At 57.8% G+C, this 18128-nt stretch carries 23 protein-coding genes; 1 reads left to right on the top strand and 22 read right to left on the bottom strand.

The features are described 5' to 3' along the window. Positions 1–249: 249 nt before the first annotated feature. The 12 genes from NTX71_08655 to NTX71_08600 all read right to left on the bottom strand — a co-directional run bounded on the left by NTX71_08655 (position 250) and on the right by NTX71_08600 (position 11922). A complete protein-coding gene (locus NTX71_08655; protein MCX6339975.1) occupies positions 250–2463 on the bottom strand; it encodes a heavy metal translocating P-type ATPase in 2214 nt (737 codons plus the stop codon). Between the two features lie 63 nt (positions 2464–2526). Then, the gene (locus NTX71_08650) at positions 2527–3456 is read right to left on the bottom strand and encodes a cation diffusion facilitator family transporter (GenBank protein ID MCX6339974.1); all 930 of its coding nucleotides are present in this window, start codon (positions 3454–3456) and stop codon (positions 2527–2529) included. Positions 3457–3462: 6 nt separating this feature from the next. Next, positions 3463–3771 carry a hypothetical protein gene (locus NTX71_08645; GenBank protein ID MCX6339973.1) on the bottom strand — a complete coding sequence of 103 codons (309 nt, stop codon included), beginning with the start codon at positions 3769–3771 and terminating at the stop codon, positions 3463–3465. Between the two features lie 56 nt (positions 3772–3827). Beyond that, a complete protein-coding gene (locus NTX71_08640) occupies positions 3828–4130 on the bottom strand; it encodes a YHS domain-containing protein (GenBank protein MCX6339972.1) in 303 nt (100 codons plus the stop codon). Between the two features lie 98 nt (positions 4131–4228). Beyond that, entirely contained in the window at positions 4229–4426 is a 198-nt protein-coding gene (locus tag NTX71_08635) for a hypothetical protein (protein ID MCX6339971.1), read from the bottom strand. 16 nt (positions 4427–4442) lie between these two features. Next, complete coding sequence (locus NTX71_08630) at positions 4443–5663, bottom strand: flavodoxin domain-containing protein (protein ID MCX6339970.1); 1221 nt, start codon at positions 5661–5663, stop codon at positions 4443–4445. A 47-nt stretch (positions 5664–5710) separates the two neighbouring features. Further along, entirely contained in the window at positions 5711–7366 is a 1656-nt protein-coding gene (hcp, locus tag NTX71_08625; GenBank protein ID MCX6339969.1) for a hydroxylamine reductase, read from the bottom strand. 41 nt (positions 7367–7407) lie between these two features. Beyond that, positions 7408–7653 (bottom strand): phosphohydrolase, encoded by a 246-nt coding sequence (locus NTX71_08620; GenBank protein MCX6339968.1) that lies wholly within the window; start codon positions 7651–7653, stop codon positions 7408–7410. Between the two features lie 44 nt (positions 7654–7697). Next, entirely contained in the window at positions 7698–8126 is a 429-nt protein-coding gene (locus tag NTX71_08615) for an Rrf2 family transcriptional regulator (GenBank protein ID MCX6339967.1), read from the bottom strand. Between the two features lie 244 nt (positions 8127–8370). Then, entirely contained in the window at positions 8371–9846 is a 1476-nt protein-coding gene (locus NTX71_08610) for a hypothetical protein (protein MCX6339966.1), read from the bottom strand. 146 nt (positions 9847–9992) lie between these two features. After that, entirely contained in the window at positions 9993–10355 is a 363-nt protein-coding gene (locus NTX71_08605; GenBank protein ID MCX6339965.1) for a hypothetical protein, read from the bottom strand. A gap of 316 nt (positions 10356–10671) precedes the next feature. Beyond that, entirely contained in the window at positions 10672–11922 is a 1251-nt protein-coding gene (locus NTX71_08600) for an NAD(P)/FAD-dependent oxidoreductase (GenBank protein ID MCX6339964.1), read from the bottom strand. Positions 11923–12188: 266 nt separating this feature from the next. Between NTX71_08600 and NTX71_08595 the strand changes: the two genes are divergently transcribed. Beyond that, positions 12189–12503: a thioredoxin family protein gene (locus tag NTX71_08595; protein ID MCX6339963.1), complete on the top strand. Its 315-nt coding sequence runs from the start codon at positions 12189–12191 to the stop codon at positions 12501–12503. On the opposite strand, the gene nth is transcribed toward NTX71_08595, so the two are convergent. The 10 genes from nth to NTX71_08545 form a co-directional block, all read right to left on the bottom strand. Further along, positions 12498–13175 carry an endonuclease III gene (gene nth, locus NTX71_08590; GenBank protein ID MCX6339962.1) on the bottom strand — a complete coding sequence of 226 codons (678 nt, stop codon included), beginning with the start codon at positions 13173–13175 and terminating at the stop codon, positions 12498–12500. The two genes, NTX71_08595 and nth, sit on opposite strands and share 6 nt — an antisense overlap. A gap of 71 nt (positions 13176–13246) precedes the next feature. Next, complete coding sequence (locus NTX71_08585; GenBank protein ID MCX6339961.1) at positions 13247–13408, bottom strand: rubredoxin; 162 nt, start codon at positions 13406–13408, stop codon at positions 13247–13249. A 51-nt stretch (positions 13409–13459) separates the two neighbouring features. Continuing rightward, positions 13460–14260, bottom strand: a complete 801-nt coding sequence (locus NTX71_08580) for a ZIP family metal transporter (GenBank protein MCX6339960.1) — start codon at positions 14258–14260, stop codon at positions 13460–13462. Positions 14261–14280: 20 nt separating this feature from the next. Continuing rightward, positions 14281–15177: a phosphatidylglycerol lysyltransferase domain-containing protein gene (locus tag NTX71_08575; GenBank protein ID MCX6339959.1), complete on the bottom strand. Its 897-nt coding sequence runs from the start codon at positions 15175–15177 to the stop codon at positions 14281–14283. Next, positions 15170–15589 carry a GNAT family N-acetyltransferase gene (locus NTX71_08570; protein MCX6339958.1) on the bottom strand — a complete coding sequence of 140 codons (420 nt, stop codon included), beginning with the start codon at positions 15587–15589 and terminating at the stop codon, positions 15170–15172. The genes NTX71_08575 and NTX71_08570 overlap by 8 nt, the downstream gene beginning before the upstream one ends. A gap of 43 nt (positions 15590–15632) precedes the next feature. Next, on the bottom strand, positions 15633–15869 hold the full coding sequence (locus NTX71_08565; protein ID MCX6339957.1) for a glutathione S-transferase N-terminal domain-containing protein: 237 nt from the start codon (positions 15867–15869) through the stop codon (positions 15633–15635). 61 nt (positions 15870–15930) lie between these two features. Beyond that, on the bottom strand, positions 15931–16407 hold the full coding sequence (locus NTX71_08560; GenBank protein ID MCX6339956.1) for a ferritin family protein: 477 nt from the start codon (positions 16405–16407) through the stop codon (positions 15931–15933). 161 nt (positions 16408–16568) lie between these two features. Then, positions 16569–17141 carry a flavodoxin family protein gene (locus tag NTX71_08555; protein ID MCX6339955.1) on the bottom strand — a complete coding sequence of 191 codons (573 nt, stop codon included), beginning with the start codon at positions 17139–17141 and terminating at the stop codon, positions 16569–16571. A 71-nt stretch (positions 17142–17212) separates the two neighbouring features. Continuing rightward, positions 17213–17734 carry a pyridoxamine 5'-phosphate oxidase family protein gene (locus NTX71_08550; GenBank protein ID MCX6339954.1) on the bottom strand — a complete coding sequence of 174 codons (522 nt, stop codon included), beginning with the start codon at positions 17732–17734 and terminating at the stop codon, positions 17213–17215. A gap of 20 nt (positions 17735–17754) precedes the next feature. Next, a complete protein-coding gene (locus NTX71_08545) occupies positions 17755–17913 on the bottom strand; it encodes a DUF6132 family protein (GenBank protein MCX6339953.1) in 159 nt (52 codons plus the stop codon). Positions 17914–18128: the final 215 nt, after the last annotated feature.

The following is an 18128-nucleotide window of genomic DNA, read 5'->3' as shown; positions in this document are numbered from 1 at the left end:
CAGACCCACATACACGTTGTCACCGTGCAGATCCAATCCACCGTACAAGGCCATCGCAGCCTCCTTTCCGGCTCGCCGTCGCCGAGCCACCTTGCACAGAGATTGTACACTTGTTCTTTTCGCCTTTGTATGATTATCAGTCACGGGGTGTAGAGCACCCTTAAGGGTGCTCTACGTTGTGGAGTATTCTATTTAGCCCCACCGTAACTGAGGGATTACCCACAGTGATAGCTGGGGAACACCTACCACTCAAGCAGTTGTGCATCGCCTCATGAGGAGCGAATTGGCGACCACGGAAACCGAGCTGAGCGACATGGCCGCCCCCGCGATCATCGGATTCAGAAGGAATCCGGTGAACGGATAGAGGACGCCCGCTGCAAGGGGAATAGTAACCACGTTGTAGAAAAATGCCCAGAAGAGATTCTGTGTGATCTTGCTCATCACGTTCCGACTCAAATTCATCGCAGCGATGACATCTCTCAGGTCATCCCTGACCAGGACGATATCCCCGGTCTCCATCGCAATGTCAGTGCCGGAGCCGATGGCGATGCCGACATCGGCAACTGCCAGCGCGGGGGCGTCATTGATTCCGTCGCCGACCATGGCAACCACGGCGCCCCTTTCCTGGAGCTTCCTGATTTCGGCTGCCTTACCCTCAGGGAGGATCTCCGTGAGGACACGCGCTATCCCAAGCTCTCGCGCAACTGCCTCGGCTGTTCTCCTGTTATCGCCCGTGATCATGACGACTTCCTTCCCCATCGCGACAAGACTGGCCACGGTTTCGCCGGAGTGCTCCTTCATGGTGTCGGCCACGGCGACGATCCCGATGGGGACCATCCCATCGCAGAGAACCATTGTGGTTTTACCTGCTGCCTCCAGCGCCTGGAGCCTCTCCTCCACGTTGGAAAGGTCGATCCCTCGCTCACGCGCCAACGCCCTGTTGCCGATGAATATTTTTTTCGAGCCGTGCGTCGCCTCGACTCCCCTGCCGCTGATCGAGTTGAATTGTTGTGGATCGGGGATCTCCATTCCCCGCCGCCTCGCACCGGCGACGATCGCGATGCCGAGAGGATGCTCCGAGTTCTTCTCCGCAATCGCGGCGAGCCGCAGCACTTCATGTTCATCACGCCCCGCGAGCCCCACCACATCCGTGAGGGCGGGTTCACCTCTGGTGAGTGTTCCCGTTTTGTCGAAGACCACCGTGTCCACGCGATGAGCCATCTCGAGAGCATGCGCGCTCTTGATCAGTATCCCCTTCCTCGCGGCAATGCCGGTCCCCACCATGACCACGGTCGGCGTGGCGAGTCCGAGGGCGCAGGGGCACGCGACAATCAGGACGGCAATGAATATGTTAAGGGCAAAGAACAGGCCCATTCCAGAGAGAAGCCACAGGGATGCGGCCAGCAACGCGATGATCAGCACGACGGGGACGAAATATGACGACACCCTGTCGGCAAGGTCCTGGATCGGCGCTCTGGAACCCTGCGCGTCCCGCACCAGCATGATGATCTGAGCGAGAAAGGTATCCTTCCCCGTCCGGGTCGCCTCGAATTTAAATGATCCCGTCCTGTTGATCGTCGCGCCGATCACCTCGTCCCCCGGCCTTTTCTCAACCGGCATGTATTCGCCCGTCACCATTGACTCGTCAACGCTCGACGCCCCCTCGATCACGCGGCCATCCACCGGTATCTTTCCTCCCGGCTTTACTACCACGATATCGCCGGGGGCCACCTGATCCATGGGGACCTCGATCTCCCGTCCGTCACGGAGCACGACGGCCGTGGTGGCCTGGATTCCGATGAGCTCCCTGAGTGCGGCAGAGGTTTTGCTTCTGCTCAACGCCTCGAGCCATCTTCCGAGGAGAATGAATGTGATGAGGACGCCGGCGACTTCGTAGTAGAGGTGGAGCTTCTCATGACCGGCTCCGGAAAACCAGACGACGCAGGAGGCCGCCACACTGTAGAGAAACGCCGTCCCCGTCCCCAGGGCGACCAGCGTGTCCATGGTGGCGCCCTGTCTCCTGAACACAGCGAGAAACCCTCTAGTATAAAACTGATATCCGGCGGCGACGATCGGCACCGTGAGGACGAACTGGAAAAGCGCGGTATGGCGAAGCAAAAAAGCGGGGAGCGCGAGTCCGAGCATCGGCCCCATCGAGATGTAGACTAGAGGAACCACGAGAGCCAGCACCAGGGAGAGCCGTATCCCGAGGTCCTTTACCTCCTCTTCCTGCGACCGCTCCTCGCGTTCGAGGTCCTCGAGGTCTTCCCCAGCCGTTTTGATAACCCCGTAGCCGATTTTCTCTATGGTCTGTTCGAGAACGGAGGGACTTACCCTCTGAGGATCATACTCGACACTGGCTTTTCGCGTGACAAAATTGATGCTCGCACGCCTCACGCCAGGAACAGCCGCGAGGGCATTCTCTATTCTGCCCACGCACGACGCGCAGTGAATACCTGAGATTGAAATAGCGATCTTCTCGATGCGCAGCTCCTTTTTTGATCAGTGAGATGTCCGGCAACTGTTTCAATGGCTCACGGGGTGGCGCCTGCACTCCCCGCATTCAAACTGTACGGTGTAGTGGATGATATGGAACTCCTTCTTGAGAATCTCGCCTATCTCATCGAGGATGATGTTGGATCGGCTGATCTCCATGTCGTCAACCTGGACATGGGCGCTCATTGAATAGAGGCCGGAGGTGATTGCCCAGACGTGGATATCATGGACGAGCTGCACGCCGCCCACGCGGGACAGCCGCGCTCTGATCTTCGCGATATCCACGTCTCGCGGAGTCGCCTGGAGGAGGATCTCCACTGATTCCCTGATCAGGGTATAGGCCCACACGAGAATGAATGCGCAGACGACCATGCTGAGGATCGGGTCTATCGGATACCACCCGGTCCACAGAATCACGAGCGCCCCCCCCACCACGATGACCGATGAGACGAGGTCGCCGAGCATGTGCAGAAATGCGCTCTTGATATTAAGGTCTTCGCCGGCGGATTCCTTCAGGATGAAGGCCGTGATGATATTCACCACGAGGCCGATAACGGCGACCACCAGCATCCAGCCCGCCGAGATCGGGACGGGGTGGCAGATCCGCTGCACCGCGTACCAGACGATGAAGCCCGTAATGACGAGGAGGGTCGCGCCATTGAGGAGGGCCGCGAGGATCTCGGCCCGGTAGAGGCCGAAGGTCCTTCGCTCCGTCGCCGGCCGTTGCGCGAGGGTGATGGCAAAGTAGCTGATGATGAGCGAGAAGCCGTGCGTCAACATGTGGCCCGCATCGCTGATCAGCGCGAGGCTGCCGGTGAGGATTCCGGCGACGAATTCCACGACCATGGTCACGGCGGTGATCGCCACGCAGGTGGCGAGGCGGCTGCGCCCCTGCATCCTCTTCAAAAGGAAACGGCGGTGGGAATGTGCGTGGCGATGGTCAGCGTAATCGTGCGTCATTGGCCTTCATTTTTTGAACGTCTTGCAGCACGCGGGGCACTCTTTGAGCGCACAGCCGCACTTTGGGCAGACCAGCGTGTCTCGTACAGTTCCATCAGGAGCGGCACTCCACTCCTTGCCGCACGACGGGCAGAGGTACCTCACATGTGTGTGCCCCTCCCTGCTGCTCGCCCTCAAGAACCTGTGCCTCGCGACCCGCACTTTGCACTTCGGGCAGTAGGGCATCGCCGTGCCTGTTTTCGCTCCAGGGCTCGCGCACCCGGTTGCCGCTATGATCATGGCGAGCAAGACATATACCAAGGATAACTTCCGCATGAATCACCTCCCAAGTCATAACCCGAGGCAGGAACCTTTAGACCGAGGGAGATATGTCACTTCTTGGGCAATGCCTTCCCAGCATACTTCTCCGGATCGGCCTTGAATTTCTCCACGCACATCGGGCAACAGAAATAATAGATGGTCCCCCTGTAGGTGTAATTATACTTCTTGTCAATGGGACCGGCGAGGACAGGGCAGGTGGTACCCTGCATCTCCTTCACCGCCGGCACGGGGGCCGACGCCGCTCCCTTCTCCGAGCCAGGCACACTCTTCTGCTCGGCCTCCTGGCCCGGCGCCCACCCGGCGATAGCCACCATGGCTACCGCCAGTGCGAGTGTCACGGATAGTCCTTTCATATGGTATCCTCCTTTCTCAAAAATAATCGCTGCAGGGCCATATAAATCCGGCCAGCCCATCAGATCGGGCTCGATAAATCGAGCCCCTACACTCCAAATTAAAGATATTCTGCGGTTTCTATCACGATCACATGCAGAGTGGCCAGTATGACCGTGATGATGGCACACGCATAGTGCCACTTCATATCTATCCACCTCACCTGGAACTTGAATTTGAATAGCCCCAGGAGAAAGGTGATCCAGAGGGCCGAGTATGTCGCAATCCCGAGTGGTTTGACGAATTGATAGAGCATCATGAGCGTCACCTCTCAACTACCCGCCGCTGCACAATGTCGCGAGCCGTTGCGCGACAGTCGCTCCCAGGGACGCGCACTGCGCAAGCGCATCAGGGCCTGGCACATACCTGACGCTGACACCCTCGCTCACCAGTTCGATTTTCATCGCGCGGAGCATTTCGTTGAGCTCCTTCACCGACTCCCCGCTCCACCCGTACGAACCAAAGGCAGCCCCGAGGAGGTTTGACGGTTTCAATCCCTTGAGGTAGCTCATTGCGTCAGCCACCGTCGGGAAGATGCCGTTGTTGATCGTGGGCGATCCCACGATGAGGGCGCCGGCGTCGAGCAGTTCTGTCGCGGCATCGCTCCGGTGGCTCGATCCGAGCGGCAGGAGCTTCACGCTGACGCCGTCCGCGGCGAGCCCCTCGGCGATCGCCCGCGCCAGCCGATGGGTACTCCCCCACATCGTATCATACACGAGAACTGCCTTCCGCGATGGCGTCCGTGCCGCCCACTTCGCATAGCATTCCATAATTGTCGCCACCCCCTTTCGCCATATAGGGCCGTGGTCGGGGGCGACTATTTTCGGCGCGACCCCGTTGCGCTCCAGCTTCTCCGGGAGCTTCGAGACAAGGCCGGCGAACGGCATGAGTATGTTGGCGTAGTATTTGGCTGCCTCGTGCGCCAGCAACTCCCCTGGCAGCTCATCATCGAATCGCTCGCTCGAGGCAAGGTGCATTCCGAAGGCGTCCTGCGAGAAGAGCAGCGCCTCATCGGGAAGATAGGTGACCATGCTGTCAGGCCAGTGGAGCATCCGGGTCTCCGCGAAGACGAGATTGACATTTCCAAGCGCCATGTGCTCCCCGTCCTTCACCGCCTGCACTTCATAGTCGTGATGAAAATGACCGGCCAGCGCTCTGACACCCATGGCGGAGGCAAACACCTTCTCAGTCTTCAATCTCTGGATGACTTCAGGGAGGCAGCCCGAGTGGTCCATCTCCGAATGGTTCGAGATGAGGTAGTCAATTCTCTGCGGGTCGATGACGGAGGCGATGCGGGCGAACATCTCTTCCCTGAAGGGGGCCTTGACCGTGTCAACCAGTATATTTTTTTCGCCCATGATGAGATAGGCGTTATAGGTCGTCCCCCGGTCTGTCGAGTAGCCGTGAAAATCGCGGACGGCCCAATCAATCGCCCCTACCCAGTATACCCGTTCGGATACTTTCACCGCCGTAAAGTCACCCGGTTGCCGCGCCATGATAATCCCCCTCCGTAATTCCCTCACACTATCTTCTTCCTTGCGCCTTAAACTTTCAACCTTAAACTGTCCTTCAGGTCCTCCTCCGCGGTGCCTATCGGCTTGATGCCGAACCTGTCCACGAGCGCCTTGAGGATCCCAGGCGTAATGAATGCCGGCAGCGAGGGGCCGAGGCGCATGCCCCTGATGCCCATTGAGAGGAGCGACAGCAGGATCGCGACCGCCTTCTGCTCGTACCAGGAGAGGATGAACGTGAGCGGCAGGTCGTTGACGCCGCACCCGAACGCCCCCGCCAGCGCCTGGGCGATACGGATCGCCGAATAGGCGTCGTTGCACTGGCCGACATCGAGGAGCCTCGGTATGCCGCCGATATCCCCTGCGTCCAGTGTGTTGAAGCGGTACTTCCCGCAGGCGAGCGTGAGGATCATGCAGTCCTTCGGCACGAGTTCTGCGAACCTCGCGTAGTAATTGCGACCCGGCTTGGCCCCATCGCAGCCGCCGATGAGGAAGAAGTGCCTGATGGCGCCGGATTTCACCGCCGCGACGACCTTCTCTGCCACGCCCAGGACTGCCTCGTGACCGAATCCGACCGTGATGGTCTTTCCCGGCTTCTCAGCCAGCCCTCCGAGCTCCTTCGCTTTCGCGATGACAGACGAAAAGTCTTTTTGCTTTCCGTTCGCCCGGTCCGGAATGTGCGTGACGCCAGGCCAGGCAACGAGGCCCGTGGTGAAGATGCGGTCCTTATAGGAATTCGCCGGCCTCTGGATGCAGTTGGTGGTCATCAGGATCGCGGCGGGCGCGCTCGCGAACTCCTTCTGCTGGTTCTGCCACGCGGTCCCGAAATTTCCGACGAGGTGTTTGTGTTTCTTCAATTCCGGATAACTGTGGGCGGGGAGCATCTCGCCGTGCGTGTAGACGTTCACCCCCGTCCCCTCGGTCTGCTCGAGCAGCTCCTTCAGATCGAGCATATCGTGGCCGCTCACGATGATGGCGGGGCCCTTCTTCGTCCCGAGGAACACGGGTGAGGGTTCGGGAATCCCGAATCTCTCGCGGTGCCCCTGCGAGAGGAGCTCCGTTGTCGCGATGTTGATCTTCCCGCACTCCATGTTGAGCTCGACGAGCGCGTCAGCGCCGAGATTCCCCTCGGCGAGGCCCGCAAGGGCTCTGTGCAGGAAGGCGTAGATCTCCGGCGAATCCTTGCCGAGGATATGCGCGTGGTCCGCGTAGGCGGATACGCCCTTCATGCCGAAGAGGAGAAGGTGCTCGAGCGATCGGACATCCTCGTTCTTCTTCGGGCCGGCCATGAGGCCGACTTTCAACGCCTGATCGAGGAGCCCCTCGCGATTTCCCGCCGGCTCCCATCGCGCCGCTTCAGGGATGTTCCCGGGAATCCGGGCGCCTGATTTATGAGCGAGCTCGCGAGCTTTCGATTTGAGGACCGCTGCCTCACGGATGAGCCCCACGATCCGCGCGGGATCAAAATCCACATTGGTGATCGTGGTAAAGAGCGCCCTCACGACGAAGACATCCACCGCGCTGTCGTGGACACCCTTCCGGGATGCGAGATCGGCATACCATCCAATCCCCTTGACCGCGTGCACCAGGAGGTCCTGGAGCGCCGCCGTCTCCGGATCCTTCCCGCACACGCCCTGCACGGTGCATCCGGTCCCCTTCGCTGTCTGCTCGCACTGATAGCAAAACATACTCATAACCTATTCTCCTTTTCTTAAATATATAGGGAAGTCTACTTGTTGAACTTCCTCGCCTTTGTGTAGCGCTCGTAGAGAGACTCCCCCACGCACTCCCTCGCCGCAGTGCACCACTCGATGCACGCTGGCGGAGCTTCCCTCCCCACGCTGCCGCCGCATCCCGGGCAGCGCACCTCGGCGTCATCCGGCCACATCTCCACCTTCATGCCGCAGGCGCAGGGGACCTCATCGGGGAAGGATGCCCGAATCTTCTCCGCCCCCGGGCATTTCAATGTGCTCATCTTTCTCTCCCACTGCTGAAACAGATGGCAGAACCCTCCGTCTGCTATATTCCGGACCGCCCCTTGTATTTCCCCGCCAGGGCAGCGAGCTTTGCCCGGGCGAGGTATCTCCTCAATTGCCCGTCCACCTTTTTCATGATCCCGCCGAGGATGCATTTTTTCCCGTCGCAGGCGGGAACATCGAAAAGACAATTGCTCTCCTCGCACTTCCCTTCGATAGACTCATACACATCGAGGAGGGAAAGATCGTCGGGGCTCCTCCCCAGAACAAAACCTCCCTGGGGACCACGGAACGATCGGACAAGGCCGTCCTTGGTGAGGCGCTGGAAGACCTTCGAGAGGTGCGCCTCTGAGACCTTGAGCCGTGCGGCTGCATCGTGCGTGGAGAGCGGCTTCCGCCGATCCGCCGCCATGAGCACCATCGCGTGCAAGGCCAGCGCCGCCGCCTCGGATACCTTTATTAATTTCGCCATGACCCCTCCGCCTATATTAATAATCTGGTACTATTATACCTGAATACCCCTTCCCGTCAATACTCTTTTTCTGAAAAAATGTGTCGGGGGGCGAGGGGTGACTTCTCCGGTATTCGCCGGAGCGGAGCGTGCCGAGGCGGGTCTCCCGGCGCAGTTAAAAGCGCCCCGCCATTACCACAGGGATTGAGCTTAAAGGAGAAGGTGAGAGCTCCACGGGTATGGCTTTACCCCTTCCTGTTACCTCTCAGCCTTGTGGGAGGAGAGGTGATGGGCGACGGCTTCGGCGCTCAACCAACAGGTCCACGAGGAGCCATAACAGCATGACCGCCCCCAGATAATACGAGACGATGCCCGTGACCATGTGGCGTCGCGGGTTATCAGCGTCACCAAACCACGCCAGAGGGGTTATGACAGCGGCTAAATAAAAGAGGATACAGAGCGTAGCGACTGCTTCTGTGGACGGAGGCGGCGTTACGCCTCGCCTCTGGAGATGCAGCCACCATATCACCAAGGCAATCAGTATGAGGGGGAGTATAAGAAACGCATAGTCGGGATAAACCAGCATCCCGAGCGTATTGAAAAAGAGCGATTGTAACCGACGGCTCATCGTCAGGCCTGTTCCTTCAGCGCCGTTCACCCCGAAATGATAATCTCGGGGGAGCCACTCGTAGTTCATGGCGTAGTATCTCCCTATGTGGCGGAACTGCCTGAGGACCCAGCCCGGGTGCGTTCTCAGGAAAGCGAGATATGCAGCGTACCCCCGTTCGGCTACCCATGCATCGTAGCGGGGGGTATGCCTTGCGGTATGCTGCCAGGCGGCATGGTCTACGTACTTTTTTACTTCTGCATCGGGCATGGCATAATGCTCGACAAAATAGTTAAAATTTTCTTCATCGAAAACCTGCTTCCCGGCTTCGTCTTCCCGGAGAAACACCCGCATGTTGAGAGCATTTATCAGATTATCCTCACCTCGATGTGACTGTTTCGTCTCGTAGAGGAAGAAAAGGAAACTCGCCGGCACAAGGCAAATCAGGAAGATTCTCATTGCGCGGCGCTTGAGGTTTTCTTGGCGGCCGCGGGGCGGGCGAAGTTCCAGCGCAAAGAGATAAAGGGCAAGGGCCGGGAGAAAGCAGATGTTTGTCACCCGCAACATCGAGAAATAGAAAGAGATAAGGGCGAGGGCACGCACCCCACAAAGGTTCCGTCGTGTGCCGTCCCGGCATAGCAGAATTGTAATCAGGATGAGCAAGGTGGAGAGGGAGACGCTCTCGGTCATTACATTGATATCCCAGAATATAACGCAGAACGTGCACCCTAAAGCAAAGAGGGAGACAGGGGCGAGCCACCTGAAAAGCGGCCTGTGGAGCCGACGGGCGAATGCCACGGAAACACAGAGCCAGGTGATGCCCGAGAGCGCTCGCTGGAAGAGGACGATGAGCGTTGTATTGCACCCGAACGCGCTGATGAGCAGAGGGTATCCGCGAGGCCTGACCATGTAAAAAAGGTGGCGGAGAACGCCGTAACGGCAGGCCTTCATATAGGAATGGCTATCAGGGCCGACGACACCGTGGAGGCCCGAGAGAATGGCCCATCGAATGGCGAAGGCGCCGCAGCAGAGGAGAAATGAGAAGAAGATGATGCGCCGGCGAGAGACTCGTCGGTGGTGGGCGGAGTCATCGACTTCTTGTTTTTCGCCGTTGGACATCGTGTGCTTTTTCATCCCGGTGTGGCCTCTCAAGTTCTAAGGTGAAGCTATGGCGGTGACGTAGTGTTGTGATGCCCCCTTCATCAAGAGCAAAATGAGCCGGACACAGAATTACACGAAGGATGGGGAAAAACCTACGTGATCACTATCGGAGGAGAATATTAGATACGTAAAACAGGGGAGACCTGAAGGAATGAGTGGTTGGCATAACCAGCGATATTTAGAAAGGCTGAACTAATAAAATAAGGATGCTGTGATTGCGGTAACTGCACACTATCGCGGGCATAAATTTTTGCGGCATGAGGGTGGAATTTTACATGGGAGGAAAGTTTTACATTCTTATCAATCTTCTCGCAGGCATAAAGCATCTTAATAAAAGCTGCGAGAGCTTCCTCGTCAGAATCAGAATTGTCATGAGTCCAGCCAAGTTGCTCGAAGAAGACCACGGAAAACAATAAGAACCATGTTGCAAATATTAAACAGACAGTTATTTTCTTGTTCAACGGATTACAGAACGCACACATATTCTCATCCCTTAAAAACTATATGCCTCATATCTTTTCTATGTGCAATTTTAAAATATTCTCTTAACCGCAAGATTACTGCAAAATTACAGTTTGGTAATGTACCGGGGAGCACTCCTTGGCGTTATATTCGGTTGAGGCTAATTCTGAAGAGGCCACATTTCTTGTTGCATGGTCTCACAGTGTCAGTAGATTCAAACCACGCAGGGCATATTCTGCGCTGTCCATCCTTCACCGTTTTAAAAGATATCCTTACTGCATCAATAAGTGTCAACGCACTGGGATATTCGTCATGCCCCGCAGATTGATTTCGGGATCACGTATGACGGACTGCCGACAGGCCGGCCAGATGGCCCGAGGAGAAGGCGAACTGGAGGTTGTAGCCTCCGCAGTCGCCGTTCACATCCAGCACCTCGCCCGCGAAGTAGAGGCCCTTCACGAGCCTTGACTCCATCGTCCTGCCATCGATTCCGTCAGTTCTCACTCCCCCGGAGGTCACCTGTGCGTCCGTGAAGCTGCGCGGCGCCTTGACCGATATCTCCAGGCCGGTCAGCGCCTTCACGAGGCGCGTCCTCTGCTGTCTGGTGATCGAATTCGTGGCGGCGTCGGCATCCAGGCCCGCGACATTCCGGATGAGCACTTGGGCGAGCTTCTTCGGTAGTATGCCGATCAGGCTGTTACCCAGTGAGCGCTTCGGGTTCTTTCGCCACAGCGTCACGACTTTCTCCTCAGCCTGCGCCGGTGTGAGGGCGGGAAAAAAGTTAACGGCGAGAATGGTCTGCGTGCCGGGGAGGTCTCTCACAAGGAAGCTGCTCAGGTAGAGCACCGCGGGGCCGGAGACGCCGTAGTGGGTGAAGAGAATCTCGTCCCGCACGGAGGCGACCCGTTTCCCGCCCTGGAACGCCGCCGCGCCAACGGTCGCCTTCACCCCCTGGAGATCGCAGAGCGCCTTCTTTTCGATCTCGAGCGCCACGAGCGCAGGGAGGGGCGGGACGAGCTCGTGGCCGAAACTTTTCGCGAAGGCGTAGCCATCGCCGAGCGCCCCGAGCTGCGGATAGGTCAGACCACCCGTGGCAATGATGAGCCTCCGGCCGGTGAAGGTGCTGCCGCCCGCGCACTGCGCGATGAACTCGCCGCGCCCGCCCCGAGTGATCTTTGCCACCCTCGTGTTCAGCGCCGCGCCGATCCCGTGCGTTTCAATCTCCTCCTTGAGGACGTCGAGAATCGTGGAGGCCTGGTCGGTCACGGGAAACAGGCATCCATTTTCCTCCTCCTTGAACTCCACCCCGAGATTCTCGAAATAGCCGAGGAGGTCGCGGTTCGTGAAGCGGGCGAAGAGGCCGTGGAGGAAATGACGGTTCTGCCCGTGGTAGTGCTCGGGTGAGATATCACGATTCGTGAGGTTGCAGCGCCCGTTGCCGGTCTTGAGCAGCTTCCGCCCGAGCATGAAGTTGTGCTCGAGGATGATGATGCGGGGCGGCTTCTTTGCGCTCCGGGCGGCCGTGATCGCCGCGAAGATGCCCGCAGGCCCGCCGCCGATGATGAGGATATCCACTCTGTCGCTCATGGCATAACTATAGTAAGGATAGGCTGTGCTGTCAAACAGGGGGAACAGCAGATTTAAGCGAGAACCACGGATTCACACAGATGGACACGGATACTCACCACGGTAACTGGTTTCTCGTGCCTCGTCTCCAAAATATGTGTCATCTGTAACACACGGAATCTGCGCTGTGTGCGTCCCATGGGATCCGCGCACATCCGCGGCTAAAACCTGGTTCGATGCCTCAAAACTCCTTCCCTCCGCCACGAAACAGCTGTTATACTGTGGGCATGAACACGCTCACAAATCCGCCATCGCTGAAAGAGCACCTCTCCGGGGACAGGAAAACAGCAGCCCTCTTCATCATGAGCACGTGTCCGTTCTGCCGCAGGTTCAGGCCGATCTTTGAGTCGTGTGCAGAGACCCGCGCCGGTGATTTCGATTCCCTTACCGTCATCCTGGATGATCAGGACAATCCCCTCTGGGAGGAGTATGGCATCAATGTGGTGCCGACGATTGTAGTCTTTCAGGGAGGAAGAGTAATCTCGCGCCTTGACGGGAAGCCAGGGGAAGGGCTCAACTCAAAGGACCTTGAACCACTATAGCGCGCCCCTTTTCTTCAGGAACGGATAATACTTTCTGGCCGAGGGGCAGAGGTGGCGTATCACACACTCGGGGCATAGCGGCTTTCTCGCCTGGCAGACCGCTCTCCCGTGGTTGACCAGAATATAGTTGAAGTCAAGCCAGTCCTTCCTCGGCACAATCGCCATGAGTTCCCGCTCTATTTTATCGGGATCGGTCTCTCCGCTCAGGCCGATCCTCCCGGAGAGCCTCTTCACATGGGTGTCCACGGCGATGCCTTCCGATTTTCCATAGCCGCTGGAGAGCACGATGTTCGCCGTCTTGCGCGCCACGCCGGGGAAAGTGACAAGCTCCTCCATGGTATCGGGCACATGCCCTCCAAATTCCTCGACAATCTTTCGGGACGCGGCGATTATGTTCCGCGCCTTGTTCCTGAAGAAACCAGTGGAGCGGATCTCCCCCTCGATCACCGCCTGCGTCGCCTTCGCAAAGTCAGCGGGGCCTTTGTACTTCCTGAAAAGAGAAGGGGTTATCTTATTCACCCGCTCGTCGGTGCACTGCGCGGAGAGGATTGTCGCGATCAATATCTGGAAGGGAGTGGAATGCCACAGCGCGGTGCAGCTCTCGGGGTAGGTTTTGCGGAGCAACCGTATGACCTGGATCACTCGCTCAGCGGGTGGCTTCATGGCCTTCATGCGTGCGTGATAGATCACACCCCTCCGCATCGACGTGATACGTTGCCCTGATATTACCGCATCCCCTCTCCTCAGCTCGCTGGAGAGAATTGATCCTTCCCCGCACCGCAGACGGGGCAGACCCAGCTGTCGGGCAGCTTTTCGAACGCCGTCCCCGGGGACACACCATTATCGGGGTCCCCCGCCGCCGGATCGTACACATAGCCGCACACGTCGCAGGTATATTTATTCACGTCTCCTCCCGTGGGCCCTCCCTGCCGGGGCAATCGTAATATCCCCCGCTATCAGCCTACCGCGATTTCAAGCACCATCATGGCCGCAAAACCAAGCATCGCACCCATCGTGGCAATGTCTCTGTTGCCGCTCAGTTGCGATTCCGGCACCACCTCTTCCACCACGACAAAGATCATCGCTCCGGCGGCAAACGCCAGCGCATAGGGTAACAAAAACAGAGCCGTGACCACAAGCACCGCTCCTACAACACCGGCAATCGGTTCTACCGCACCCGAAAGCAGCCCGTACCAAAAGCTCCTGATGTGAGATACACCCTCGCGCTTGAGGGGCATCGACACCGCGAGCCCCTCGAGAAAATCCTGGATGCCGATGCCTACGGTGAGGGCAATCGCGCCCGGAAGAGACGCGGAGGATAGCCCTGCTGCCACCGCACCGAAGGCGACCCCCACCGCAAGCCCCTCGGGGATATTATGCAGCGTGATAGCCAGGACAAGCAGGGTCGCCCTCCTCCATGAGGTTTTTATCCCCTCAACCTCTTCAATGGGGAAGCCTGCTGGGAGGTGAGGGAGTATCCTGTCAATGATCCTCAGAAAAACACCGCCGGCCAGAAACCCGGTCAGCGGGGGAAACCAGACAGGAATGCTCTTTCCTGCTGAAAGTTGCACTGCGGGAGCGAGCAGCGACCAGAAACTGGCGGCAATCATGACGCCGCCAGCGGCCCCGAGCATGCCATCGAGCATCTTCCGGCTCAGGTTGCGGGCGATGAACACCATGCTCGCGCCCAGGGTGGTCATTCCCCACATAAATGACGTAGCGAGCAGCGCTTGGATAACAGGGTGCAGCTTTTCCATGTATTTCGCAGGGAAGAGGGTCAGGCCTTCCGGCGCAATATGTACGTCTTTACGGTGAATGCAGGACAGTACGATTCCTTGGCGCGTCTCAGCCCCTCGATGCCGAGGTCCTGTTCCCGATTGATATACTCATACGTTGGCGAGAGATACCGGGCCGTCTCCCAGTTTATCGCCTGGGCCGATCCCTTGATCTCACCGTCGTATTTCTCAAAGTGCACGGATGCGGTATTCCCGTTCTGCCTGTCGAATATCGAAAACGCGATCACGGCCCCGCTCTTTCTGATGATGAGCCCATCGAGTTCCAGCTCGTTGAACTTTTCCATGGCGCGTTTCAACGCCGAGCTCTCGTGCGTGAAGCCGAGCTTCTCGCAGTTCTTGACCTCGCACCACTTCTCGGCGAGGACGAAGCACTCCCGGGCATGGCGCGCGCTCATTCTCTCGCACACATAGTCCGGGTTATTGCGCAAAAACTGGGAGAGCAGGTTCTTCTTCTTGTGCAGCTTCCGCCCCTTCAACTCGACGAGCGCCTGAGTGGCGTAGACGTAATCGGCATTATCCCTGTCAACCTCCGCCGTGAAATAATTATGCAGAGACTCATTTCGCTCCACATACTCCGCGTCCACGAGCACAAAGTTCCCGCTCCTGCCCTGCCGGATCAACCGATCCGAGATCTCAACCATTTCGCCCACGCTGAACGCCGGACCGACCGGCATCAATAGAAAATCATCTTTCCCGCTGTACACCATGAGCCTCTCCCGGTGGAGATTCCATCTGAGGTCGTATATCTCGCCCCACGAATAGAGGTTTGCGAAACTATAATCGCACGACATCTTCTGGGCCGCGGCGAGGAGCGGCTTTACGCGCGCCCCGTCGGCGATCTCCACCGCCTTGAACAGCTTCAGATCCAGTTCACTCATCGCCTCTCCATATCATCGGGATATGATCCTTCATTCGCCTGAAACCGAGCTCACGGTAGAACCGCTGGAGGCCGGGCCCGGCGATGAGCCCGATCCAGTCGATCCCGCGCCTTCTCAAATAGTTGACGATTGTGATGACGATCTTCCTGCCCACGCCCTTTCCCCTGAACTCATCCAGGACCGTGACATCCTGTATGTACGCGTCGCCTGTGCCGTCGGAAAGACTCCTCCCCATCCCCACCAGTCGCTTCTTGTGGAACGCCCCCGCAAAGCAAAATGAATTGCGCACCAGTGAGTTTATGTACGACGCGCGCTCCGGATACCCGGGCTTCCACCACCCCGCCTCCCTGTAGAGGTGCACCAGCTCCCTGCTGTTCACCCTCCTGACAATTTTCACTGAGATTTTGCCCATCGTGGGGCACCTCCCCCCGCACGCGCCCGCGCTGCCATCCTTCTCAGATTCCCAGAGCGCTCTTGATTTTTTCCTTTTCGAATCCCACGATGATCTCACCCTCGATGTCCAGGACCGGAACGCCCATCTGGCCCGATGTGCGCATCATCTCCTGCGCCTTTGCGCGATCGGCGGAGACATCGTTGTCCTCGAACACGACATTGTGCTCCTTCAAAAACTGCTTCACCCTTATGCAGTAGGGACAGGTGGGGGTACTGTAGACTATCACTCTCTTTGCCATCTCATCCTCCCGTGGCTGGCTCTGAACTGATCGTTCTCTCGCAACGCATGGAGCACCACGCTCAGATCTTCTCCTTCATCTCCATCAGCTGCGCCAGGTGTTTCCGCTCCTCCGCAATGATCGCTTCGATCACCGGGTGGTCATGGTCAGGGACGACCTTTGTCATCCCTGTATAGAAGACAATCGAATCATTCTCAAAACCTATCGCGAGGTCCATTGCCTCGCTCTCGCTCGCAACCCGCCCCGCCACTTCCTTTCCTTTGCCCCCCTGGGTGAATATGTGTTCGGCGGCGAGCGCTCTCATGTACGAAATGTACTCTCCGGGATACGATTCAGGGGGCTCGTATCTATGGAGGTGGCCCCGCATCTCCTGGAACACGGCCATGTGTCTCTCTTCCTGCGCCGCAAGATATGTGAAGACATCCCGGGCTTTCGGATTGGGCAGCCGGTCCGCGAGCGCAGTGTAGAAATCCTTCCCGTTCCTCTCTATCTGGACCGCCAACTCCACTACTTCACTCGCACCGAATATATTGCCCATGACACCCCCTGCACAATATATGATTCACCACGGAGTACACCCCGCGGCCGTTGGCCGCAACCAATTTTTACCACTGAATCCGCCTGCCGGCAGGCAGGGACATTGAGAATGAGCTGCAATTGCCAACCAGGTCTCCGCGAGCGCTGTGGTAAACAATTGAGTTATACCTTTACGGAAGCGAGCCGCCGCCCCACCTCATACGCCTCCCTCATACAATCGGGGTGAGCGCGCACACTCCCTTTATCGTCGCTGCCGGGGCAGAAGAGCTCATCACTGTAGCGCGCGTTAATGGTCGCACACAGGTTTTTCACAATCGACTTTGCGTTGTCAAAAAAATCACGCCTGCTCGACGCGCCCACCGAGATGAAGGCGCACGTCTTCCGCCTGCTGAATATCTCCCTCTTCAGCCTGTCCCGTGCGATCCATGCGCACTGAAAGCGGTCTATCATCATCTTGGTCTGCGCGCTCAGGCTGCCAAAAAAGATCGGCGAGGCAAGAATGAGCGCGTCCGCCTCCCTGATTCCGGCATAGACGACCTCCATGTCGTCCTGTATGACGCAGCTGCCATCGTCGCTGATTCTCTCACACTCCTGGCAGGGGGCATATCTGAGCGCATTCAGGACAATCTTTCCCGTCCTGGCGCCACAACTCGCCGCTCCCCTGAGTGCCTCATCGAGCAGGATATCGGTGTTCCCGCCTGCCCGTGGACTTCCATTGATGCCGAGGGTGTACATGGTCTCGTGTTGAGGAATGGAATGGCGCTACCGCCCGTGTTCTCCACGCCTCACGCCCATTTGATCTATCGTCATCCGATGTGCGCCGGGGTAAGATCGATGACTTCACTCACCTCCACTGCGATCAGGTACTTGGGCCCGGGGAGGAGCGCTTCGGGATGCCGGGGATGACCCTTCTCTCCACGTATGTTCTTTATAATCCGGTGAGTGATGCGACTGCTGAGCCGCCGTTCCCACGCCCTCAATAAACTCGGTCTGACCTCCTCCAGCTTCACTATCCGGCCCGTCCCCTTCAGGCAATACCCCTTGAAGCGGTGCTCGTCCACCACCGTGACGCTCAACCGTGGATTTTTTTCGAGATTACGAGACGTTATCCCCCGGTAGAGATCGAGCAGGTAAATCTCACCAGCTCTGCTTATCTTTACTACCCCCTTGCATGCACTGTGCGGTTTTCCGTCACTGCCGACGGTCGTTACAATCACGTAGTGCTGCTTATTGAAAAAGCGGACTATCTCGTCGGACAGCCTTTTCATGGGGTCTCCCTCCTTTTCCCCGAGCGACACCTTCTTCGTGAAAAGGACGTAGCCACGCACGGATTCAACATCACCCTACATCAGAACCTGCCGGCGATGAGGGCTCCCAGAATCGCACCGACCACCGTGCTCACATACGGATTGCTGGTGAGCGGGCACGCGCCGGACGCGCACCTCCCAAAATAGCCCACGAGGAAGCCCAATCCGCCACCGATAATGACCCCCAATAGAATTCTCATGTACGCGCTTCTCCTCTCTTCACCCCTACTATAATATATGCGTGAACCGCATTTGAAAAGCATCCTTTTGCGTAATGTCATACCAAAATGATAATGTCCCCTATCTGCCAAAGTAGAAATGTCCCCTATAATAGCCCCCGACAAGGGGGTGGAAATGAGAGAGGGGATACTGGAGATGAGCCGTAAGGAGCGGGACAGGTTGGGGGTGATGGGGC

Source organism: Candidatus Auribacterota bacterium, assembly GCA_026392035.1.
Taxonomy (GTDB): Bacteria; Auribacterota; Tritonobacteria; order UBA1439; family UBA1439; genus JAPLCX01.
The sequence above is the reverse complement of the archived record's forward strand: the minus strand, read 5'-3'. Positions and strand labels throughout refer to the sequence as shown.

Excerpts from the sequence above, each read along its gene's own strand:
- NTX71_08650 (MCX6339974.1), bottom strand. The coding sequence starts at position 3,456 with ATGACGCACGATTACGCTGACCATCGCCACGCACATTCCCACCGCCGT.
- NTX71_08645 (MCX6339973.1), bottom strand. The coding sequence starts at position 3,771 with ATGCGGAAGTTATCCTTGGTATATGTCTTGCTCGCCATGATCATAGCG.
- NTX71_08640 (MCX6339972.1), bottom strand. The coding sequence starts at position 4,130 with ATGAAAGGACTATCCGTGACACTCGCACTGGCGGTAGCCATGGTGGCT.
- NTX71_08635 (MCX6339971.1), bottom strand. The coding sequence starts at position 4,426 with ATGATGCTCTATCAATTCGTCAAACCACTCGGGATTGCGACATACTCG.
- NTX71_08630 (MCX6339970.1), bottom strand. The coding sequence starts at position 5,663 with ATGGCGCGGCAACCGGGTGACTTTACGGCGGTGAAAGTATCCGAACGG.
- hcp (MCX6339969.1), bottom strand. The coding sequence starts at position 7,366 with ATGTTTTGCTATCAGTGCGAGCAGACAGCGAAGGGGACCGGATGCACC.
- NTX71_08620 (MCX6339968.1), bottom strand. The coding sequence starts at position 7,653 with ATGAGCACATTGAAATGCCCGGGGGCGGAGAAGATTCGGGCATCCTTC.
- NTX71_08615 (MCX6339967.1), bottom strand. The coding sequence starts at position 8,126 with ATGGCGAAATTAATAAAGGTATCCGAGGCGGCGGCGCTGGCCTTGCAC.
- NTX71_08610 (MCX6339966.1), bottom strand. The coding sequence starts at position 9,846 with ATGAAAAAGCACACGATGTCCAACGGCGAAAAACAAGAAGTCGATGAC.
- NTX71_08605 (MCX6339965.1), bottom strand. The coding sequence starts at position 10,355 with ATGTGTGCGTTCTGTAATCCGTTGAACAAGAAAATAACTGTCTGTTTA.
- NTX71_08600 (MCX6339964.1), bottom strand. The coding sequence starts at position 11,922 with ATGAGCGACAGAGTGGATATCCTCATCATCGGCGGCGGGCCTGCGGGC.
- NTX71_08595 (MCX6339963.1), top strand. The coding sequence starts at position 12,189 with ATGAACACGCTCACAAATCCGCCATCGCTGAAAGAGCACCTCTCCGGG.
- nth (MCX6339962.1), bottom strand. The coding sequence starts at position 13,175 with ATGAAGGCCATGAAGCCACCCGCTGAGCGAGTGATCCAGGTCATACGG.
- NTX71_08580 (MCX6339960.1), bottom strand. The coding sequence starts at position 14,260 with ATGGAAAAGCTGCACCCTGTTATCCAAGCGCTGCTCGCTACGTCATTT.
- NTX71_08575 (MCX6339959.1), bottom strand. The coding sequence starts at position 15,177 with ATGAGTGAACTGGATCTGAAGCTGTTCAAGGCGGTGGAGATCGCCGAC.
- NTX71_08570 (MCX6339958.1), bottom strand. The coding sequence starts at position 15,589 with ATGGGCAAAATCTCAGTGAAAATTGTCAGGAGGGTGAACAGCAGGGAG.
- NTX71_08565 (MCX6339957.1), bottom strand. The coding sequence starts at position 15,869 with ATGGCAAAGAGAGTGATAGTCTACAGTACCCCCACCTGTCCCTACTGC.
- NTX71_08560 (MCX6339956.1), bottom strand. The coding sequence starts at position 16,407 with ATGGGCAATATATTCGGTGCGAGTGAAGTAGTGGAGTTGGCGGTCCAG.
- NTX71_08555 (MCX6339955.1), bottom strand. The coding sequence starts at position 17,141 with ATGTACACCCTCGGCATCAATGGAAGTCCACGGGCAGGCGGGAACACC.
- NTX71_08545 (MCX6339953.1), bottom strand. The coding sequence starts at position 17,913 with ATGAGAATTCTATTGGGGGTCATTATCGGTGGCGGATTGGGCTTCCTC.